This is a genomic window from Candidatus Pelagibacter sp. HIMB1321, assembly GCF_900177485.1.
Lineage (GTDB): Bacteria > Pseudomonadota > Alphaproteobacteria > Pelagibacterales > Pelagibacteraceae > Pelagibacter.
The window spans coordinates 792981-811912 of the sequence record NZ_LT840186.1 but is presented as its reverse complement, the minus strand read 5'-3'; the positions used below and the strand labels follow the sequence as shown (position 1 = coordinate 811912).

The window sequence follows — 18932 nt, the reverse complement described above, 5'->3', positions numbered from 1 at the left end:
ATTTAAAAAGGGGCATTTATTGCCCCTTTTTTTTAAAACAAATTACAAAAATATATGAGCCTAGAATTAAAGAATGTTGAAAAAAAAGTAGGAATAGAAACTCATATATATTCAACTAATCTAAAATTAGAAAAAAACACCATTAATGTTCTGTTGGGTTCTACACTATCGGGTAAAACAACTCTTATGCAAATTATGGCTGGTCTTGACAAGCCTACATCAGGTGAAATTTGGTTTAATGATGAAAATGTTACTGACAAAGAAGTTCAAAAAAGGAATTGCTCTATGGTTTACCAACAATTTATTAATTATCCTAATTTTACAGTTTTTGAAAATATAGCTTCTCCATTAAAAATTATTGGAGTGAAACCTTATGAAATTAAACAAAGAGTAGGGAAAGTGGCTGAACTTTTAAAATTATCAGCTATGCTAAATAAAAAACCTGATGAATTATCTGGAGGACAGCAACAAAGGACCGCTTTAGCGAGAGCATTAGTAAAAGACTCAGATTTAATATTGCTTGATGAACCATTAGCTAATTTAGATTTTAAACTTCGTGAAGAATTAAGAGAGGAATTACCTAAACTTTTTGAAGATCGAGATTGTGTTGTTATATATGCAACAACAGAACCTTTAGATGCATTAATGATAGGCGGAAACACAGCAACTTTATTAGAAGGAAATGTTATTCAATATGGAAAAACTTTAGATGTTTACAAGAAACCTGAAAATTTAACTTCAGCTAAAGTATTTAGCGACCCCCCCATAAATGTTGCAGAAGTGAGCAAAAGTGGAGAAATGTTCAAGTTAAAAGACAATAACGTTCAATGGAAATCAAATATAAAGATCAAAGATGGGGATTATAAAATAGGTATCAGACCTCATAATATTACAACAAATAAAGAGGGAAATAATTCAGTTGAAATTGATGGAAAAGTTTTGATTTCAGAAATAAGTGGTTCTGAAAGTTTAATTCATTTCACCACCGGTAAACTTAATTGGGTTTCTTTATCAAACGGTATACAGCAAAAAAATATTGGTGAGAATACAAAGTTATTTATGAATGTGAATGAATTTTTATATTTTGACTCTAATAATAGATTGGTAACCAATGGCTAAAATTACTTTAAAAGATTTAAGTCATAGCTATTTAAAACAACCCAATAATGATTCAGACTGGGCATTAAAAGGGGTTAATATTGATTGGAAAGATGGTGGCGCTTATGCCTTATTAGGTCCTTCTGGTTGTGGAAAGACAACTTTATTAAATATTATTTCAGGTTTGTTAAAACCAACTAAAGGTGAAATTTTATTTGATAATAAAGATGTAACATCTTTAAATCCAGTTGATAGAGATATTGCTCAAATTTTTCAGTTTCCAGTAATATACGATACTATGACTGTGTATGACAATTTAGCTTTTCCACTTAAAAATAGAGGTCTTTCTAAAACAGAAATTGATTCAAAAGTAAAAGAAATTGCAGAGATGTTAGAGCTTACATCAACTCTAAACAATAAAGCTGCTGGATTAACTGCAGATGGAAAACAAAAAATTTCTTTAGGAAGAGGATTAGTAAGATCAGACGTAAATGTAATTATGTTTGATGAGCCTTTAACTGTTATTGATCCTCATTTGAAATGGGTATTAAGATCAAAATTAAAAGAGTTACACCAAAAAATTAATCGGACTATGATCTACGTTACTCACGATCAAATTGAAGCATTAACTTTTGCAGATCAAGTTGTGGTAATGCATGAGGGGCAAATTGTTCAAACAGGCACCCCAGTGGAACTATTTGAAAAACCAAAACATACTTTTGTTGGACATTTTATTGGCTCACCTGGCATGAATATACTTCCTTGTGAAATTAAAAATGGTCAAATTAATTTTGAGGGCAAATTGTTATCTAATAATATCAGCATTGAAAAAACAAATTTTAGTAAAACAGAAGTAGGTATAAGACCTGAATTTATAAAATTTTCTAATGATGGCATAAAAGTAAAAATTAAAAGAGTTAGTGATACAGGCAGACATAAAGTAATTGATACTGAATGTGATAGTGGAAGTATTAAGATTTTAGCTAATGCTTCAGATGAAATACCAAGCGACAGCGCACATATAACATTTGATCAAAAATATACTTATGCATATGGAGATAATTGGATAATTGAATAATGAATAAAACATTTAATCAAAAAGCCTGGTTCTTTGTTATCCCTGTATTTGTACTTGTTGCATTTAATGCAGTCGTTCCTTTAATGACAGTTGTTAATTATTCTTTTCAAGAAACTTTTGGAAGCAATGTATTTGCATGGGAAGGAACAAGGTGGTTTAAACAAGTTTTAAATTCTGAAAGATTTCATGATTCACTAGGAAGACAATTTATATTTACTTTTATAATTCTTTTAATTCAGTTGCCTCTAGGTGTGGCAATTGCTTTGACTATGCCAAAAAAAGGCTGGGGGGTGCCTGTTTGTTTAATCTTAATGTCAATGCCGTTATTGATACCTTGGAACGTTGTTGGAGCTATGTGGAATATATTTGCTCTTCCGGATATAGGTTTTCTTGGAAATTCTTTAAATTCAATTGGTTTCGATTATAATTTTACTCAGCAGAGTGGGGATGCTTGGTTTACAACCATTCTTATGGATGTTTGGCATTGGACCTCTTTAGTTGTTCTTTTATCTTATGCAGGTTTAAACTCAATTCAACCTGCCTATTATCAGGCAGCAGAGATAGACGGTGCTAGTAGATGGGATATTTTTAGATACATCGAACTACCTAAAATGAAAAAAGTATTAACTTTAGCGATACTTTTAAGATTTATGGATAGCTTTATGATCTATACTGAACCTTTTGTTTTAACAGGAGGGGGCCCAGGTAATGCTACAAATTTCTTGTCATTGGATTTAGTAAAAATGGCTTTGGGCCAATTTGATCTCGGACCTGCAGCTGCTATGTCATTAATCTATTTCTTAATTGTGCTTTTAATATGCTGGGTTTTTTATAGCATAATGATGAAAGATGAGGGCACGAGATGAAAAAAATTAAATGGGTAGTACCTACATTTTACATAATCTTTTTGATGTTACCTATTTATTGGTTGTTAAATATGTCATTTAAATCAACGACTGAAATTATAAATGTTTATTCATTGTGGCCTCAAGATTTTACTTTAGAAAATTATAAAACAATATTTACAGATAGCACTTGGTATATGGGCTATGTTAATTCCATAATGTATACGGTGTTTAATACGTTAATTTCTGTATCTGCAGCACTCCCAGCTGCTTATGCTTTTTCAAGATATAAGTTCTTAGGCGATAAACATTTATTTTTTTGGCTTTTAACAAATAGAATGGCTCCACCAGCTGTATTTGCTTTACCATTCTTTCAATTTTATTCATCGGTAAATTTATTTGATACTCATATAGCTATAGCGTTATCTCATTGTCTTTTTAATATTCCTCTTGCGGTTTGGATATTAGAAGGATTTATGTCTGCAGTTCCTAAAGAATTAGATGAAACTGCATATGTTGATGGTTATTCTTTTCCTAAATTTTTCTTTAAAATTTTTATACCTACAATAGCTGCCGGAATAGGTATTACGATGTTTTTTTGTTTTATGTTTTCTTGGGTTGAATTATTGTTAGCTAAAACTCTTACGGCTACAATGGCCAAACCTATTGCTGCTATAATGACTAGAACCTCGAGTACTTCAGGCTATGAACTTGGTTTACTTGCAGCAGCTGGAAGCTTAACTATAATTCCAGGCGCTGTAGTAATTTACTTTGTAAGAAATTATATTGCTAAGGGATTTGCAATGGGGAGAGTATGATTTTTACAAATCTATATGCATCTAGTTGGTCTACAGTTGGTCAACCTAAAGAAAAAAGCCTTTTTGATTTTGACTTTATAACTTGGATGGCTTGGACTTGGCCTACAGCTAGTTTTTTTATTTTTATAGCTCTATGTATTACAGTTATGTATTTCTGGGAAAAAAAAGATCCAGGTGGAAACCCTAGAAAAGGAATATTAACATTAAATACTACAAGAGGAGATAGATTATTTATTTCTCTTCTTAGTGCAGCATTTATTCATTTAGCTTGGTTAGGCCTTACTGATTTTAATCTATGGATTGCTACAGTTTTGTCATCAATGTTTGCAATTTTTGTGTTTAAGTATGTGTAGTTTATGAGCAAAATTGTGATTATTGGAGCTGGTGCTATGGGTTCTGCTTTTGCAGTACCGTGTGCAGATAATTCAAACGAAGTTTATTTAGTTGGTTCATTTTTAGAAGATAAAGTAATTGAAGAAATTAATTTAAAAAAAAATTTTCATCCAATATTAAAATCTCAACTTCCATCATCTATTAAAGTAATAAAGTTTTCAGAGTTTAATGATGAATTAAAAAAAAATATAGATTTGCTAGTAGTTGGAGTAAGTTCCAAAGGTATAGAGTGGATAGGAGAGGAGTTATCAAAATTTTATAAAGAAACAACCAACATACTTTTATTAACCAAAGGATTAGCTGTAATAAATAATAATTTTGAAACTTTAGCAGAAAAGTTAAATAAAATCTTAAAGGAAAAAAATATAAAAAAAGCAAAAATTTCCGCAGTTGGAGGACCATGTTTAGCAAATGGTTTGGCAAATAGAATTAATAGTAGTGTGGTTTTAGCAAATGAAGATATAGAAATTGTTAAAAAAATAGGATCTATAATCTCAACAAAATACTATTCAACAGAATATTCAGATGATTTAATTGGAGTTGAAGTGTGTGCTGCAACAAAAAATATTTATTCAATGCTAATTGGTGCATCAGAGGGCTTGAGTAGTGAAGAGCAAAGTGACGATATTAAAAAAAAATATTATTTAAATACAGCAGCGTCCTTAGTCTACAAGGCAGTTTCTGAAATGAAAAATTTGACAAAAAAACTTAATGGTAAGCCAGAAACAGCTTATGGTTTAGCTGGATTGGGAGATCTTCATGTGAGTTCTGCTGGAGGTCGTAATAGTAAGATGGGTTTTTATTTAGGACAGGGTCACACATTTAGTGATGCTAAAGAGAATTATATGAAAGAAGTAACTGTTGAGGGCGCAGATTTAGCATTTGCTATTGGTCCTAAAATTATAAAAGAATTTGATAAAAAAGAATTTCCATTACTAATTGGCATGATTGAGTGTATTTGTGAAAATAAGAAATTAAAAATTGTTTGGTAGTGAAAAAAATTCTTGTTGTAGAGGGAAATACAAAAGAAAATAATTTAGAATTAATATCGAATAATATTGAAACTCATACACAAAGTATTCACAATTCTTTAAAAAAATTAAACTCAAATTTAGAATTAGATCAATTTGATCCATCTATAAAAGATAATTTAAATAAATTAGATTTAGATAAATATGATGGTTTAATTTGGAGTGGTGGTAATGGGCATATCTATGAAAATGACTATGAAACTAAATTACAAGTGGAATTTATGAAATCGTGTTTTAAAAAAGTAGATAAAATATTTGCAATTTGTTGGGGCATGCAAGTCGCTGTTAAAGCAGCAGAAGGAGATGTAAGAAAATCAATTAAAGGACCAAATATAGGAGTAAGCCTTCAAATTGAATTAACAGACGAAGGTAAAGTTCATCCTATGTATAAAGAAAAAAAGAATAATTTTAATTCTCCAGCTTTTAATTTTGATGAAGTTTCAAAGTTACCTCATAATACGAATTGCTTATCTTTTAACAATATAAACAAATTTCAATCCATAAGTTTCAAGTTTGAAAAATCTGAAGTTTGGGCAGTTCAGTATCACCCAGAATTTGATTATTATAAGATGATCGATTTAGCTACTTTAAAAAAAAATGAACTGTTTGATAATGATTTAAAATTTAACAATCATGTTAAACTTCTAGAGGAAGAAAAAAAATCAAGTTCAGACAATGTTAGAATGAAAGAGTTACAAAATTGGATAAATTTTATTTAATAAATTTATTAAAATAAACCTTCAATATCACCTTTATCATTTAGTTTAATAGAGTCTGCGGCAGGTACCCTTGGTAAGCCTGGCATAGTCATTATAGCTCCACAAATAATAACTATAAATTCAGCTCCTGATGACAATCTAACTTCTCTCACTTGCAATACATGTCCTGTAGGGGCACCTTTTAAATTTGGATCAGTTGAAAAACTATATTGAGTCTTAGCAACACATATAGGTAATTCCCCGTAACCTTGATCTTCAAAATTTTTAAGTTGATCTCTAATTTTTGTGTCTGCAACTACTTCACTTGCTCGATAAATTTCTTTAGCAACAGTCTCAATTTTTTTAAATAATGGCGTTTTATTCTCGTATAAAAATTTAAAGTCAGACTTTTCTTTTTCAATCAGTTCTACTACGTGAGATGCTAGTTCTTTTGTTCCTTCTCCACCATTCGACCAATGAGTGCATAAAGTAGCCTTAACATTCATCTCATTACAAGCATCAATCAAAGCTTTTGTTTCATTTTCAGTGTCCGTAATAAAATTATTTACAGCCACAGCAACTGGTAATCCATATTTTTTAATATTTTCAATATGCCTTTTAAGATTAACTAAACCTTTATTCAAAGCATCTACGTTTTCTTTTTTAAGTTCTTCTTTGCTAAGCCCACCATGCATTTTTAAAGCTCTGATCGTTGCAACAATAACAACACAACTTGGTTTCAAATTTGATTTTCTACATTTTATGTCTAAAAATTTTTCTGCACCAAGATCGGCACCAAAACCTGCCTCAGTGACTACATAATCTGACAATTTTAATCCAGTTTTAGTTGCAATAACTGAATTACAACCATGAGCAATGTTTGCAAATGGTCCACCATGAATTATTGCAGGATTATTTTCTAATGTTTGAGTAACATTTGGTCTGATTGCATCCTTAAGCAACACAGTCATTGGACCTTGTGCTTTTAAATCTTTTGCATAAATTGGTTTTTTATCTCTAGTGTATGCAATTGTAATATTTCCAATTCTATTTTCTAAATCTTCTAAATTATTTGCTAAGCAAAAAATAGCCATGATTTCTGATGCAACTGTAATATCAAAACCATCTTCTCTAGGGAAACCGTTAGCAACACCACCTAAATTGATATTTATAGATCTTAGCGATCTATCATTCATATCAATAACTCTTTTCCAAACAATTCTTCTAACATCTATATCCAATTTATTTCCCCAATAGATATGATTATCAATTAAAGCTGATAATAAATTATGTGCTGATGTGATTGCATGAAAGTCTCCTGTAAAATGCAAATTTATTTGTTCCATTGGAACAACTTGGGCATAACCACCTCCAGCAGCCCCGCCTTTCATTCCAAAAGATGGACCAAGACTTGGCTCTCTAAGACAAACTATAGATTTTTTTCCAATTTTATTTAAACCATCATTTAAACCTACAGAGGTAGTTGTTTTTCCTTCACCTGCAGGTGTGGGAGTGATTGCAGTAACTAAAATTAATTTTCCATCTTGTTTATCTTTTAGAGTTTCTATGTACTCTAAATTAATCTTAGCAATATGACGACCCATTGGACTAAATGCAAAACTTTCATCAGGAACATTCACTTTTTCAAGAATTTCCTTAATAGGTTGCATTTTAGCTTCTCTAGCAATTTGAATATCTGATTTAACTTCGTTCATTTTAATTTCTTTATAAATTTACCAACACTTATCTCTTTTTTATAAAATGTAAAACTTATAAAAATTAGATATAAAATTGATAAAGACTATTTCATTTCCTTGAGATAATGTTTTGATGTGAATAAGTATTCAATTTTTAGTATTATCAAAAACGCATTTTCAGGTCACCAAAATTGGGATTTAGCATGGAAAGATCCATCTCCAAAGAAAGAATATGATGTAGTCATAATTGGTGGAGGTGGTCATGGTCTCGCCACAGCTTATTATTTAGCAAAAGAACATCAAATTACAAATGTTGCTATTATTGAAAAGGGTTGGATTGGAGGAGGAAATATTGGTCGAAACACTACAATTATAAGATCAAACTTTTTGTATGATGAAAATGCAAAGTTCAATGAATTTGGAATGAACTTATGGAGAAACATGTCTCAAGAACTAAATTTCAATGTAATGTTTTCTCCAAGGGGAATAGTTAATCTTGCACACTCAGACGCTCAAATGAATACTTATGCCCGTAGAGGAAATTCAATGAGATTAAATGGTATTGATGCAGTGTTGCTTAATCGAGATGAGATTAAAAAAATGATACCAATGGCAGATTTTTCAGAAGATGTAAGGTATCCAATTTTTGGTGGTTTAGCACAACCAAGTGCAGGCACAGCTAGACATGATGCTGTTGCTTGGGGTTACGCACGTCAAGCAGACTCAATGGGTGTTGATATTATTCAGAACTGTGAAGTAACAGGATTTGATGTTAGTGGTGGTAAAATTATAGGTTTAAGAACTTCAAGAGGAGATATCAAAACTAAAAAAATTGGTCTTTGTGTTGCAGGAAGTACAAACGTTCTTGCTGAGAAATTAAATATTACTTTACCAATTGAAACACATTTACTTCAAGCATGTGTTTCTGAAACTGTAAAACCGATATTAGATGGTGTTGTTACATTTGGTGCTGGTCATTTTTATATTAGTCAATCTGATAAAGGTGAAATGGTTATGGGTGGAGATTTAGATGGATATAATAGTTATGCCCAAAAAGGAAATCTCCCAAGTATTCAACATGTATTAGCTAGTGGAGTAGCGTTATTTCCATTTTTAAGCAGGCTAAAAATGTTAAGAACCTGGGGCGGTATCATGGACATGTCGATGGATGGTTCTCCAATTATAGATAAAACACATATTGAAGGTTTATATTTAAATTGTGGTTGGTGTTATGGTGGATTTAAATCAGTGCCTTCATCTGGGTGGACTTTTGCCCATACAATTGCTCAGGATAGAGTGCATGAACTTAATTCAGGATTTAGCCTTAGTAGATTTTCAACAGGATATTTATTAGATGAAAAAGGTCTTGGAACAAAAACTTGGATTTCATAAATGTTAAATATCAAATGTCCATATTGTGGTAATCGAGCTCAAAAAGAATTTGCTTATGGTGGAGACGGAACAGTTAAAAGACCTGAACTAAATAAATCAGTAACTGATCAAGAATGGAATGCATTTGTTTATGAAAGAAAAAGTCCAAGAGGAAAACACGTAGAATTATGGCATCATATTTCAGGATGCAGACAATGGTTTAGAGCACAAAGGGATACTGTTACCCATGAAATTTTTAAAACTGTAAAATTAGATGAAGAAATTTGATGTCTCAGCAATTTAGATTAGAGAGAGAAGGGTTAATTAATAGAGAAAAAAAGATTAGCTTCAATTTTAATGGAACGGAATTTTTTGGTTATGAAGGAGACACTTTAGCTTCAGCCCTACTTGCAAATGGCATTCATTTAGTCGGAAGAAGTTTTAAGTATCATAGACCAAGAGGTTTTTTTGGGGCAGGAGTAGATGAACCAAATGCCAAATTACAGGTCACTATTAATGGATATTCTGAGCCAAATGTAAACGCCACCGAAATCGAACTTGTGGAAGGGTTGTCCGCCACTAGCCAAAATTGTTGGCCTTCTGTTAAATTTGATATTGGAGCTATAAATAATTTCTTAAGTAAATTTTTTCCAGCTGGATTTTATTACAAAACTTTTATGTGGCCTAAAAGCTTTTGGTACAAGATTTATGAACCATTCATTAGAAAAGCAGCAGGCTTAGGGATTGCTTCTACATCAAAAGATAACGAAAGATATGATCATAAATATGAATATTGTGATTTATTAGTAGCCGGATCTGGCCCAGCAGGATTAGCAAGTGCGTATGCTGCTGCTAAGAATGGTGCAAAAGTTATATTGGCTGAAGACAAACCTAGATTTGGAGGATCTTTATTAATTGATGATGTAACAATAGATAATCTATCTGGAAAGGATTGGGCTGAAAAAATTATTTCTGAATTAAAAGAAATGCCAAATGTGATTGTAAAAAATAGATCACAAGTTTTTGGTTATTATGATCATAATATGACTGTAATGTCAGAAAAAGTTGGAGATCATTTAAAAAAAAAAGATAAATATACACCACGTCAAAGACTTTGGTACATAAGAGCTAAACAAGTTTTTTTAGCAACAGGTTCAATAGAAAGACCAATTGTTTTTGGAAATAATGATACTCCGGGAGTTTTTTTATCAGCAGCAGCAAAAGAATATATTAAAGTTTATGGAGTATTAATTGGAAAAAAACCAATTATATTTACTAATAATGATAGTGCCTATGAAACAGCTTTAGAATTCAAAAAACAAGGTATCAATCCCATTGTTTTAGATACGAGAAAAGATCAAAATTCAGAGCTTGTTGAAGAAGCAAAAAATCAAAATATTGAAATTAGATTTTCTCATGCCGTTATTGCAGCCCATGGTTATACAAAAGTAAAATCAGTAACTTTTGGTAGATTAAATAAAGATAAAACTAATTTTGAAAATATAGAAAGATTAACTTGTGACTGTATATGTGTCTCTGGATTTTGGACACCAACAGTTCATCTTGCTTCACAATCTGGTAATAAATTGAAGTTTGATGAAAAAATAGATGCGTTTATTCCTGACAAAAGTAAACAAAATGAAAAATCTCTAGGTGCATCAAATGGCGTATTCAATCTAAAAGAAACTTTACAAAAAAGTTTTGATATAGGATCAGAGACTTCAAAATTAATAACTAAAAATAATGAAAGTATTTTAATACCAAAAGTTAATGAAAAAAAACAAAGCACACATGATAAATTTTGGTGCTCACCGTTACCAAAGAATAAAGATTACAAAAGATTTGTAGATTTTCAAAACGATGTAGCTGTATCGGATATAGAGCTTGCTTTAAGAGAGGGCTATAGATCAATTGAGCACGTAAAGAGATACACTACACTTGGGATGGCAACTGACCAAGGTAGAACAAGTAATTTAAATGGGCTTCAATTGGTTGCAAATATTGAAAAAAAAATTGTCCCACAAGTTGGACACACTACTTTTAGACCACCATTTACACCTATAACAATAGGAACAATTGTTGGAAGAGAAGTTGGAAAAGAGTATATGCCAACAAGAAAAACACCAATGCATGAGTGGCATGAAAAAAATAATGCAGTATTTGTAGATGCAGGTGCTTGGAAAAGACCAAGATATTACAAACAGGGAAATGAAAATTTATTTGAGGCGTCAAGACGAGAAGCAAAAAATGTCAGAGATAATGTTGGTTTATGTGATGTAACTACTTTGGGTAAAATTGACATCAAAGGACCAGACTCTGCTGAATTTCTAAATAGAGTTTACACTAATTCATGGCTCAAATTGCCAATAGGTAAATCCAGATATGGGATAATGTTAAGAGAAGACGGAATTATTATGGATGATGGAACAACTACCAGGATTGGAGATGATCATTATCATATGACCACTACCACTGCACAAGCGGCTAATGTGCTATCTCACTTAGAATATTATCTTCAAGTAGTTTGGCCAGAGCTAAATGTAAATGTTTTGTCGACTACTGAACAATGGGCCGGAGTATCTCTTGCAGGACCAAAATCTAGAGACGTGTTGTCAAAATTATTTCCAGATCTTGATGTTAGTAATAAAAATTTACCTTTCATGGGATATGCTGAAGACAATTTATTTGGAGTTCCTGTAAGAATATTTAGAATTTCGTTCTCAGGTGAGCTTGCATATGAAATAAATGTCAATTCAGATAGTGGGCTATTTATGTGGGAGAAAATTTTAGAGGTCGGAGAAGAATTTAATATTCAACCATATGGAACAGAAGCCCTTTCAACTTTAAGAATTGAAATGGGACATGTGGCAGGGCCAGAAATTGATGGTCGAACAATTCCTTACGACCTAGCATTGGAAGGATTGATATCTAAGAAAAAAGATTTTATTGGGAAAAGTTCTCTTCAAAAACAAGCTTTTAATATTAACGATAGACAGACGATTGTTGGTTTAGTTCCAATGGATAAAAAAACATCTATTCCAGAGGGCTCTCATTTGGTTAAAGATAAAGATGCAAAATTACCAAATCCTAAATTAGGACATGTGTCATCATCATGCTGGAGTGTTGAAAATAATAATCCATTTTCTCTGGCAATTATTAAAGATGGAAGAAAAATGGTCGGACAACAACTTTATGCAATTTCACCATTAAATAATACTGCAGTTCAAGTAGAAGTTATATCATCACATTATGTAGATAAAGAGGGCGTAAGAGTTCGATCATGACACAATTATCAGTATTAAATTCAATTCATCAAAAAGGGAAATTTGGCAATCATGAAAATATAAATGAAAATAATTTATTAAAGATTTCTGAAATAAATAATTTAATTATTTTTCAAATAGTACAATTTAAAAATTCAATAATTGACAGCAATAATTTGATTATAGATAATTTAAATTTACCTAAGCCTCTAAAGGTAACATCAAATGATGCAACAAGGATACTCTGGATGGGTCCTAATAATTGGTTAATAGTTTCATCAAAACTAGATTTGCTAGATAGTGAGAGTGTAAAAATTGATAAAATGAATTTTGCATTAACTAATCTTTCTAATTCAAAAGTGATTATTGAGATAGAGGGTAATTTAGCTAATGAAATATTAAAAAAAGGCTGTCCTTTAAATGTCGATGCTATGAAAAAAGATGATTGTTCAAATTCAATTTATAATTCAATTTCATTTACATTAGATTTTATTTCAGACAATCCAAAAAAAGTTAGATTAATATGCTTAAGAAGTTATGGAGAGTCATTTTATCATTCCATTACTGATGCTAGCCTAGAATATGGCTATATAGCTATCTAGATTTTATTTCTTGTAGCAATATAAACTCCAACTGACGCTACAATAAATCCAAATATATCTAATGTGTTTAATTTTTCATTTAAAAAGATCCATGCCATTAAAGCTGAAGTTGGTGGTATAAGAAAAAAAATAGAAACTGTTTTACTTGCTGAATTTTTCTTAATTAAATACATCAATATTGTAAAAGCCCCAAAAGATACTAAAAAAATTTGATGACTCATTGCAATGATAAAAGTTTTTGTAAAATTGATATATGGATCAATAAAAAAAATAATAACCAATAAATGAAAAGAAAGTCCTCCAACTGCTTGATAAAAGTTACTTACAGACAAAGGTAAATTATTACTCAATTTTTTTTGCAAAATAGTTGAAGTCGTGATTGCAATTAGAGATATAACAGTTGCAATAAAGCCAGTTAAAGGAATTCCATCACCAATATCAATTCCTAAAACCATTGCAGCGCCAATGAAACCAAGTATCACACCTAACCACTGATTAAAGGAAACTTTTTCATCTAAAATTGGTCCACTCAAAGCATTTGTAAGTATTGGCTGAAGTGTAACAATTAAAGCAGCTATTGCAGTGGGCATACCTTGAAAAACTGCAAAAAAAACTCCTCCCAAATAAAGTCCATGGAATAAAACACCACTAAAAAATGACTCAAAAAAAAACTTTTTTTTAATTAAAATTTTATTTTTTGAAATAATTGAAAAAATAAAAAAACCAACAGCAACTATTGAAAATCTAAATGCTAATGCTGAAAATGGATCACTGTTATCTATTAATGGTTTTGTAGTAATAAAAGCGGACGACCAAAGAATTATAAAAATGAAAGGAAATATTTTGATCATTGCGACTTATTAGCTTGGTTTTGTTAATTAATTAAGCTTATTTTGAACAAATTAACAATTGAGCAAACTTTTCTAAAAGTTATTATCTATTGATGTTTAGTAAATTCATTAAAATACTAGCATTTCTTACTTTATTCATTTTTACCACAGGTTTTATTCCAATATTTTCTATATTAGGTCCTGGAATGACAATTTTTTCTTCTGGCAATGTTTATAAAGCTGGCGCTCAATACATGATGGATCACACTCTAAAGAAAAAAACAGGTAAAAGCACATTGGAACATTTCAGTAGTGAAATTCAAACCAAGAATAAAGAAAATAATATAAATGAAGAATTGAGAAAATTGGTTGAAAGAAGAATTTTAGAGACTAGAGCCAAGCTAGATTTAACTAAATTTAATCAATAATTTTTAGAGTTATCAAATTTTCTTGTTTTGTTTCTCTACACCACAACTCATAACTTTCGCACATTCTCCACAAAAAATTATAAGCTTTTTTTGATAATTCAATTAGTTGATTGTTTTTTGTATCATAAAGCTTAGGAATTTTAATTAATTCTTTCATCATAGCATCTCTTTGAATTTCTAGTAATTTTAAAGTTTCATCTGGAATTTTTTGATTAGTTTCTGGGTCAATGTTCTTATTATCTCTAATCAGGTTTAACCATTCGTTATGAAAATCACCTGTACACAGTTTTTCATAATGATCAGTTTTAATAAAAGATTCAATCGCTTTTTCATTATCTAATTTATTTTCATCTTTAATTTTACAAACATTAAAGTAAATTTTTTCAGCAGCTTTAAGAACGTATGGTTTATTGATTTGTTCTGACATTTTTTGATTTGTATTTTTTCATTGATGAAACTGCTAATATTAAATTTGGATCTAAAAATACTTTTGAAGTTTTTACATTTTTAAATGATTTAAATGCAAAAATTGCTATAGGTAACTCTGTACAACCTAAAATTATTTTTTTACATTTTTGTTTTACAAGATAATTGATTGCAGGTCTTATGGCTTTTTCGGCTAATTTAACATTTCCCATTTTAACAAATTTGATGGCTTTATTTACACAATTTTTTTGCAAATTATCTGTTGGAAATTCTAAATTGTAGTCTTTATCAAAAATTTTGTTGTAGACACCTGTTTTTAAAGTTCCCTCAGTAGCAAGCAAACCAATCTTTGAATTTTTTTTGCAGGTTCTTTTTGTTGTCTCAAATACCTCTTGGGGCATATTGATAATAGGTATATTAATTTTTCTCTTTAAATCATCATACCAATAGTGAGCCGTATTACAGGGTATAACAATAAACTTGCACTTGTTCTTTTGAAGAAGTTTACAGCCTTTTAATAAACTATTTAAAACTGCTTGATATTTTTTTTTATTTTTTTTGATTGGTTTTGAGTTTGATATATTACTTGTTTGAACACCTATCGACTCTGGTCTACCAGGTATATTAGATTTATTATATAATATGAATAAAGGATATTCTTGGTCGATCTTTCCTCTGTTTAAAATTGCAAGCTTATTGCAAAAGTCTAAACCAGCCTGAGTACCCATTCCTCCTAATATTCCGATCATAATGAATAATATTAAATTAGATTAGTCTATTTTTACCTCTCATAAAAACTAATAACTGACAACCTTTTTTTGTGAATGAAGAATGTTTGCTGCCAGGTTTAAATGAAACAAAATCACCCTTTTTAAAAATTTTGCCATCTGAGTCAGTCAATTGTCCTTTAATTACTAAAAATTCCTCAAAACCAGGATGAAGATGAGGTAAAGTCTTTGAGCCTGGATCCATTTTTAGCACATAAGATCCAAAACCCCCGTTACTTCTATTATAAGTTATTTTATACCAACTAAGGCCTTTGATTTTAACTTTATAATTGTTGAAAGGTTGAAATTTAATTTTATTAATTTTTGTAATTTTTCTTTTTTGCATTTAATAATTAATGTGTGTTGGAAAATATTTATACAGATATTGTAGGAGATGGCTATCCCTTAGTTTTAGTACATGGTTATTTTGGTTCATCAAATATGTGGTGCCATCAAAAAAAAATTTTTAGCAAAAAATTTAAAGTTATTGCTCCATCTTTGCCAGGATATGGCGAAAGCTATAAATTAAAATCATTTGATAAGATTCAAGATATGGCAAACACTGTCATTCAAATTATCAAAAAGCAAAATATTGATAAATTTCATTTGATGGGACATTCTATGGGAGGCATGATTGTTCAAGAGATTATAAAATTAGCCCCTAATATTGTTAACAAATTAATTTTATTTGGAACTGGTTCAATTGGAGATATCCCAGGAAGGTTTGAGCCTATTGATGTTTCCAGAGAAAGATTAAAAAAAGATGGAGTTAAGTTAACAGCAAATAGAATAGCCAAAACTTGGTTTGTTGATGGAGATAAAGCAAAAAATTTTTATTTATGTGAAGAAGCCTATCAAAATATAAATCAAAAAACTGGTGATAGTGGATTAGTAGCAATGAAAAATTGGAGAGGGATAGATAATTTAAGAAATATTCATCAAGATACCCTCATTATTTGGGGTGATCTTGATAAAGCCTATAATTATGAACAGGTAAAAACTTTAAATGAAAATATTCCAAATAGTAAATTAGAGATAATAAAATGTTGTTCACACAACGCTCATCTTGAAAAGATTGATGAGTTTAATAATTTAGTTTTAAATTTTTTAAAGTAATTTACTGGCTATAAAAAATATAAAATTATATTTTTATTAAATTAATTATAGCCAATAAATGATATAATGAAAATTATGCAGTTTTTAAGTTAACTGCTGAAGGACCTTTAGGACCATCTTCAACATCGAAAGTCAAAGCTTGACCCTCATCTAAACCGTTCATACCAGCATCTCTTACAGCTGAAACATGTACGAACACATCTTTTTCTTTATCTTCTCTTTCAATAAAACCAAAACCTTTGGTTGGATTGAACCATTTTACTTTTCCTTGTAGACTCATATTTTTCTTCTTACTTTTTGTTGTATTAATTTACTACTTATAATTAAGTAATATCCGCTTTGTTTAGAAAATAAGTAGTTTTGTCAACAAAATAGATTATCTATTCTTAATAAACTTAGCTGTTATCTAGAAGTTTAGTTAAATAAAGCGAATTCACATCTTCTTTGTAATGAGCGAATGGTGGACAGGGTTCAAATCCAAAATTATCAAATAATTTTCTTGCTGGAGCAAAAAATTTTCCTGCTCCAGTTTCTATACTTAATCTTTTAATTTTGAGTTTTTTTGCTTCATCAATAAGGTGTTTAATTACTTTATCTCCATTACCTTTACCTCTAAATTTATCATGTACTCTAATTGATTTAAATTCACCATGATCTTTTTCTAAAAATTTTAAAGCTCCACATCCCATTAATTGATCTTCTTCCCATAAACTCCAAAATTTTATTGAAGAAACTTTTAGTCCAGGAATATCTAAAACATGGGCACTTCCCTCTGGTGAAGCCCCCCGTAATTCAATAAAGTGATTTTTTAAAAGTTGATTAACTTCAGGATGATCGAAGTTACCCTCAATAGATTTAAGCATTTATTTTAAGGTTGTTAAATGTCCCATTTTTCTTTTCTCTTTAATATCTTTTTTTAGATAGTCAAAAAGAAATTGATTATCGCTAATTTTTGGATTGTTTCGATATGGAGCAATTTGATCTCCAATAAGGTTAATCATTTCTGCATTCGAAATTTTTTTTAATGGGATTTGTTCAAGTGAGCATACTGCTCTGACATGATTTTCGAATTGACTGACATTAAAGGCATTAATTGTTAAGTGGCCAGAGTTATGAACTCTTGGAGCAATTTCATTAACGTATAAATTATCATTTCGATCAATAAAAAATTCTACACAAAGTGTTCCTACATATTTTAGTTCTTCAGCAATAAGTATTGCCCATTCTTTGGATTGTTCAAAAATTTTTTCATTAATTTCAGCTGGAATTTTAGATCGTCTTAAAATTTGATCTTCATGAGTATTCTCGATGGGTTCATAAATTTCATATTTGTTATTATTAAATCGAGTAATTATTACTGAAATTTCTTTTTTTAATTTTACTAATTTTTCTAAAATATACTCATTATCAAAATTTATATTTAATGAGTCAATTTGATCTATATTTTTTATTGGATATTGTCCTTTACCATCATAACCCATTGTTGTTGTCTTTAATATTCCTGGCAAAAAATCATTTAGAGGTAAAAGATCTTCTTTACTTTCCACATGAACATATCTTGTTGTTCTTATATTCAATTTATTTACAAAATCTTTTTCAGCTAATCTATGTTGAATTAAACGATTAACAGATGGCTTAGGAGATACAGGTTTTAATTTGTTAAGTTCATTTAATGTTTCGTAGGGAATATTTTCAAATTCATAAGTAATTACATTAACTTTTTTTGCAAACTCATTAATTTTCTCGTTATCATTATATTTTGCACAAATAAACTCATCACTAAAATTTTGAGCTGGGGCCTCAGCATCATCAGAATAGATCACAGTTTCAATATTTAATTTTTTTGCTGCCTGACAAAGCATGCTACCTAATTGCCCACCACCAATAATCCCAAGTTTAATATTTGACATTATTTAGGAATTTTTTTGACTGATTTTGTTTGAGATAATCTCCAGCTTTTAAGTTTATTTTTTATTTTATTATTACTGTTAGCTAAAATTGATGCAGCGAGTAAAGCAGCATTGATTGCACCATCTTCACCAATTGCAAGAGTTCCAACAGGAATCCCTTTTGGCATTTGAGCAATTGAAAGCAAACTATCGAGGCCTTTTAATTTTTTACTTTCAACAGGCACACCTAAAACTGGCAAAGATGTTAGAGCTGCAATCATTCCTGGTAAATGAGCTGAACCTCCAGCGCCTGCTATAATAACACCTATGTTGTTCCTCTCTGCATTTGATGCGTATTCATACATTCTCTTTGGTGTTCTATGAGCTGAAATAATTTTTGTTTCAAACAAAACACCTAAATTTTTAAGAGTTTTTTCACATAATTTCATGATTTTGTAATCAGATTGACTACCCATTACAATTGAGACTTTTAAATTTTTGTTTTTATTCATAAATTAAAAAAAATCTTTATTTCAAAATATGTCTAAAATTTCAATAAAATTAATAGAAATTGAAAATACA

22 protein-coding genes are annotated in these 18932 nt (G+C 30.1%); 13 read left to right on the top strand and 9 right to left on the bottom strand.

Annotation, left to right across the window (positions count from 1 at the left end; translation table 11 throughout):
- Positions 1-54: 54 nt before the first annotated feature.
- From B9N70_RS04445 to B9N70_RS04415, 7 genes are all read left to right on the top strand, one after another.
- Entirely contained in the window at positions 55-1119 is a 1065-nt protein-coding gene (locus tag B9N70_RS04445; protein WP_085114602.1) for an ABC transporter ATP-binding protein, read from the top strand.
- The gene (locus tag B9N70_RS04440; protein WP_085114601.1) at positions 1112-2176 is read left to right on the top strand and encodes an ABC transporter ATP-binding protein; all 1065 of its coding nucleotides are present in this window, start codon (positions 1112-1114) and stop codon (positions 2174-2176) included. The genes B9N70_RS04445 and B9N70_RS04440 overlap by 8 nt, the downstream gene beginning before the upstream one ends.
- Entirely contained in the window at positions 2176-3042 is an 867-nt protein-coding gene (locus B9N70_RS04435) for a carbohydrate ABC transporter permease (protein ID WP_085114600.1), read from the top strand. The genes B9N70_RS04440 and B9N70_RS04435 overlap by 1 nt, the downstream gene beginning before the upstream one ends.
- On the top strand, positions 3039-3839 hold the full coding sequence (locus B9N70_RS04430) for a carbohydrate ABC transporter permease (protein ID WP_085114599.1): 801 nt from the start codon (positions 3039-3041) through the stop codon (positions 3837-3839). The genes B9N70_RS04435 and B9N70_RS04430 overlap by 4 nt, the downstream gene beginning before the upstream one ends.
- Before the next feature lie 86 nt (positions 3840-3925).
- Entirely contained in the window at positions 3926-4192 is a 267-nt protein-coding gene (locus B9N70_RS04425; protein WP_085115129.1) for a DUF2160 domain-containing protein, read from the top strand.
- A gap of 3 nt (positions 4193-4195) precedes the next feature.
- The gene (locus tag B9N70_RS04420; RefSeq protein ID WP_085114598.1) at positions 4196-5224 is read left to right on the top strand and encodes a 2-dehydropantoate 2-reductase N-terminal domain-containing protein; all 1029 of its coding nucleotides are present in this window, start codon (positions 4196-4198) and stop codon (positions 5222-5224) included.
- Complete coding sequence (locus B9N70_RS04415; protein WP_172819954.1) at positions 5224-5982, top strand: glutamine amidotransferase-related protein; 759 nt, start codon at positions 5224-5226, stop codon at positions 5980-5982. Before B9N70_RS04420 ends, B9N70_RS04415 begins: the two co-directional genes overlap by 1 nt.
- Before the next feature lie 8 nt (positions 5983-5990).
- On the opposite strand, the gene B9N70_RS04410 is transcribed toward B9N70_RS04415, so the two are convergent.
- On the bottom strand, positions 5991-7676 hold the full coding sequence (locus B9N70_RS04410) for a formate--tetrahydrofolate ligase (protein ID WP_085114596.1): 1686 nt from the start codon (positions 7674-7676) through the stop codon (positions 5991-5993).
- A gap of 117 nt (positions 7677-7793) precedes the next feature.
- On the opposite strand from B9N70_RS04410, the gene B9N70_RS04405 reads away from it, so the two are divergent.
- Genes B9N70_RS04405 through B9N70_RS04390 form a run of 4 tightly spaced genes read left to right on the top strand, consistent with a single transcriptional unit; the run spans position 7794 to position 12894 of the window.
- The gene (locus tag B9N70_RS04405; protein ID WP_085114595.1) at positions 7794-9050 is read left to right on the top strand and encodes a sarcosine oxidase subunit beta family protein; all 1257 of its coding nucleotides are present in this window, start codon (positions 7794-7796) and stop codon (positions 9048-9050) included.
- Positions 9051-9317 (top strand): sarcosine oxidase subunit delta, encoded by a 267-nt coding sequence (locus tag B9N70_RS04400; RefSeq protein ID WP_085114594.1) that lies wholly within the window; start codon positions 9051-9053, stop codon positions 9315-9317.
- Complete coding sequence (locus B9N70_RS04395; RefSeq protein WP_085114593.1) at positions 9317-12313, top strand: sarcosine oxidase subunit alpha family protein; 2997 nt, start codon at positions 9317-9319, stop codon at positions 12311-12313. The genes B9N70_RS04400 and B9N70_RS04395 overlap by 1 nt, the downstream gene beginning before the upstream one ends.
- A complete protein-coding gene (locus tag B9N70_RS04390; protein ID WP_085114592.1) occupies positions 12310-12894 on the top strand; it encodes a sarcosine oxidase in 585 nt (194 codons plus the stop codon). The genes B9N70_RS04395 and B9N70_RS04390 overlap by 4 nt, the downstream gene beginning before the upstream one ends.
- Here the strand turns inward: B9N70_RS04390 and B9N70_RS04385 are convergent.
- Complete coding sequence (locus tag B9N70_RS04385) at positions 12891-13745, bottom strand: DMT family transporter (protein WP_085114591.1); 855 nt, start codon at positions 13743-13745, stop codon at positions 12891-12893. The genes B9N70_RS04390 and B9N70_RS04385 overlap by 4 nt on opposite strands.
- A gap of 92 nt (positions 13746-13837) precedes the next feature.
- Between B9N70_RS04385 and B9N70_RS04380 the strand changes: the two genes are divergently transcribed.
- Entirely contained in the window at positions 13838-14152 is a 315-nt protein-coding gene (locus B9N70_RS04380; protein ID WP_085114590.1) for a hypothetical protein, read from the top strand.
- Here B9N70_RS04380 and B9N70_RS04375 read toward each other — a convergent pair.
- Genes B9N70_RS04375 through B9N70_RS04365 form a run of 3 tightly spaced genes read right to left on the bottom strand, consistent with a single transcriptional unit; the run spans position 14142 to position 15691 of the window.
- On the bottom strand, positions 14142-14579 hold the full coding sequence (locus tag B9N70_RS04375) for a hypothetical protein (RefSeq protein WP_085114589.1): 438 nt from the start codon (positions 14577-14579) through the stop codon (positions 14142-14144). The two genes, B9N70_RS04380 and B9N70_RS04375, sit on opposite strands and share 11 nt — an antisense overlap.
- The gene (locus B9N70_RS04370) at positions 14560-15327 is read right to left on the bottom strand and encodes an aspartate/glutamate racemase family protein (protein ID WP_085114588.1); all 768 of its coding nucleotides are present in this window, start codon (positions 15325-15327) and stop codon (positions 14560-14562) included. The genes B9N70_RS04375 and B9N70_RS04370 overlap by 20 nt, the downstream gene beginning before the upstream one ends.
- 16 nt (positions 15328-15343) lie before the next feature.
- The gene (locus B9N70_RS04365; protein ID WP_085114587.1) at positions 15344-15691 is read right to left on the bottom strand and encodes a cupin domain-containing protein; all 348 of its coding nucleotides are present in this window, start codon (positions 15689-15691) and stop codon (positions 15344-15346) included.
- A 14-nt stretch (positions 15692-15705) separates the two neighbouring features.
- On the opposite strand from B9N70_RS04365, the gene B9N70_RS04360 reads away from it, so the two are divergent.
- Positions 15706-16461, top strand: coding sequence for an alpha/beta fold hydrolase (locus tag B9N70_RS04360; RefSeq protein ID WP_231909373.1), 756 nt, complete (start codon positions 15706-15708; stop codon positions 16459-16461).
- 73 nt (positions 16462-16534) lie between these two features.
- On the opposite strand, the gene B9N70_RS04355 is transcribed toward B9N70_RS04360, so the two are convergent.
- From B9N70_RS04355 to purE, 4 genes are all read right to left on the bottom strand, one after another.
- The gene (locus B9N70_RS04355) at positions 16535-16741 is read right to left on the bottom strand and encodes a cold-shock protein (RefSeq protein ID WP_008545539.1); all 207 of its coding nucleotides are present in this window, start codon (positions 16739-16741) and stop codon (positions 16535-16537) included.
- 115 nt (positions 16742-16856) lie between these two features.
- Positions 16857-17324 (bottom strand): GNAT family N-acetyltransferase, encoded by a 468-nt coding sequence (locus B9N70_RS04350; protein ID WP_085114586.1) that lies wholly within the window; start codon positions 17322-17324, stop codon positions 16857-16859.
- Positions 17325-18371: a 5-(carboxyamino)imidazole ribonucleotide synthase gene (locus B9N70_RS04345; RefSeq protein WP_085114585.1), complete on the bottom strand. Its 1047-nt coding sequence runs from the start codon at positions 18369-18371 to the stop codon at positions 17325-17327.
- Complete coding sequence (purE, locus tag B9N70_RS04340) at positions 18371-18862, bottom strand: 5-(carboxyamino)imidazole ribonucleotide mutase (protein ID WP_085114584.1); 492 nt, start codon at positions 18860-18862, stop codon at positions 18371-18373. Before purE ends, B9N70_RS04345 begins: the two co-directional genes overlap by 1 nt.
- Between the last annotated feature and the right edge of the window lie 70 nt (positions 18863-18932).

Coding starts and splice junctions, on each gene's coding strand:
- B9N70_RS04445 (WP_085114602.1), top strand. CDS start 55: ATGAGCCTAGAATTAAAGAATGTTGAAAAAAAAGTAGGAATAGAAACT.
- B9N70_RS04440 (WP_085114601.1), top strand. CDS start 1,112: ATGGCTAAAATTACTTTAAAAGATTTAAGTCATAGCTATTTAAAACAA.
- B9N70_RS04435 (WP_085114600.1), top strand. CDS start 2,176: ATGAATAAAACATTTAATCAAAAAGCCTGGTTCTTTGTTATCCCTGTA.
- B9N70_RS04430 (WP_085114599.1), top strand. CDS start 3,039: ATGAAAAAAATTAAATGGGTAGTACCTACATTTTACATAATCTTTTTG.
- B9N70_RS04425 (WP_085115129.1), top strand. CDS start 3,926: ATGGCTTGGACTTGGCCTACAGCTAGTTTTTTTATTTTTATAGCTCTA.
- B9N70_RS04420 (WP_085114598.1), top strand. CDS start 4,196: ATGAGCAAAATTGTGATTATTGGAGCTGGTGCTATGGGTTCTGCTTTT.
- B9N70_RS04410 (WP_085114596.1), bottom strand. CDS start 7,676: ATGAACGAAGTTAAATCAGATATTCAAATTGCTAGAGAAGCTAAAATG.
- B9N70_RS04400 (WP_085114594.1), top strand. CDS start 9,051: ATGTTAAATATCAAATGTCCATATTGTGGTAATCGAGCTCAAAAAGAA.
- B9N70_RS04395 (WP_085114593.1), top strand. CDS start 9,317: ATGTCTCAGCAATTTAGATTAGAGAGAGAAGGGTTAATTAATAGAGAA.
- B9N70_RS04390 (WP_085114592.1), top strand. CDS start 12,310: ATGACACAATTATCAGTATTAAATTCAATTCATCAAAAAGGGAAATTT.
- B9N70_RS04385 (WP_085114591.1), bottom strand. CDS start 13,745: ATGATCAAAATATTTCCTTTCATTTTTATAATTCTTTGGTCGTCCGCT.
- B9N70_RS04380 (WP_085114590.1), top strand. CDS start 13,838: ATGTTTAGTAAATTCATTAAAATACTAGCATTTCTTACTTTATTCATT.
- B9N70_RS04375 (WP_085114589.1), bottom strand. CDS start 14,579: ATGTCAGAACAAATCAATAAACCATACGTTCTTAAAGCTGCTGAAAAA.
- B9N70_RS04370 (WP_085114588.1), bottom strand. CDS start 15,327: ATGATCGGAATATTAGGAGGAATGGGTACTCAGGCTGGTTTAGACTTT.
- B9N70_RS04365 (WP_085114587.1), bottom strand. CDS start 15,691: ATGCAAAAAAGAAAAATTACAAAAATTAATAAAATTAAATTTCAACCT.
- B9N70_RS04355 (WP_008545539.1), bottom strand. CDS start 16,741: ATGAGTCTACAAGGAAAAGTAAAATGGTTCAATCCAACCAAAGGTTTT.
- B9N70_RS04350 (WP_085114586.1), bottom strand. CDS start 17,324: ATGCTTAAATCTATTGAGGGTAACTTCGATCATCCTGAAGTTAATCAA.
- B9N70_RS04345 (WP_085114585.1), bottom strand. CDS start 18,371: ATGTCAAATATTAAACTTGGGATTATTGGTGGTGGGCAATTAGGTAGC.
- purE (WP_085114584.1), bottom strand. CDS start 18,862: ATGAATAAAAACAAAAATTTAAAAGTCTCAATTGTAATGGGTAGTCAA.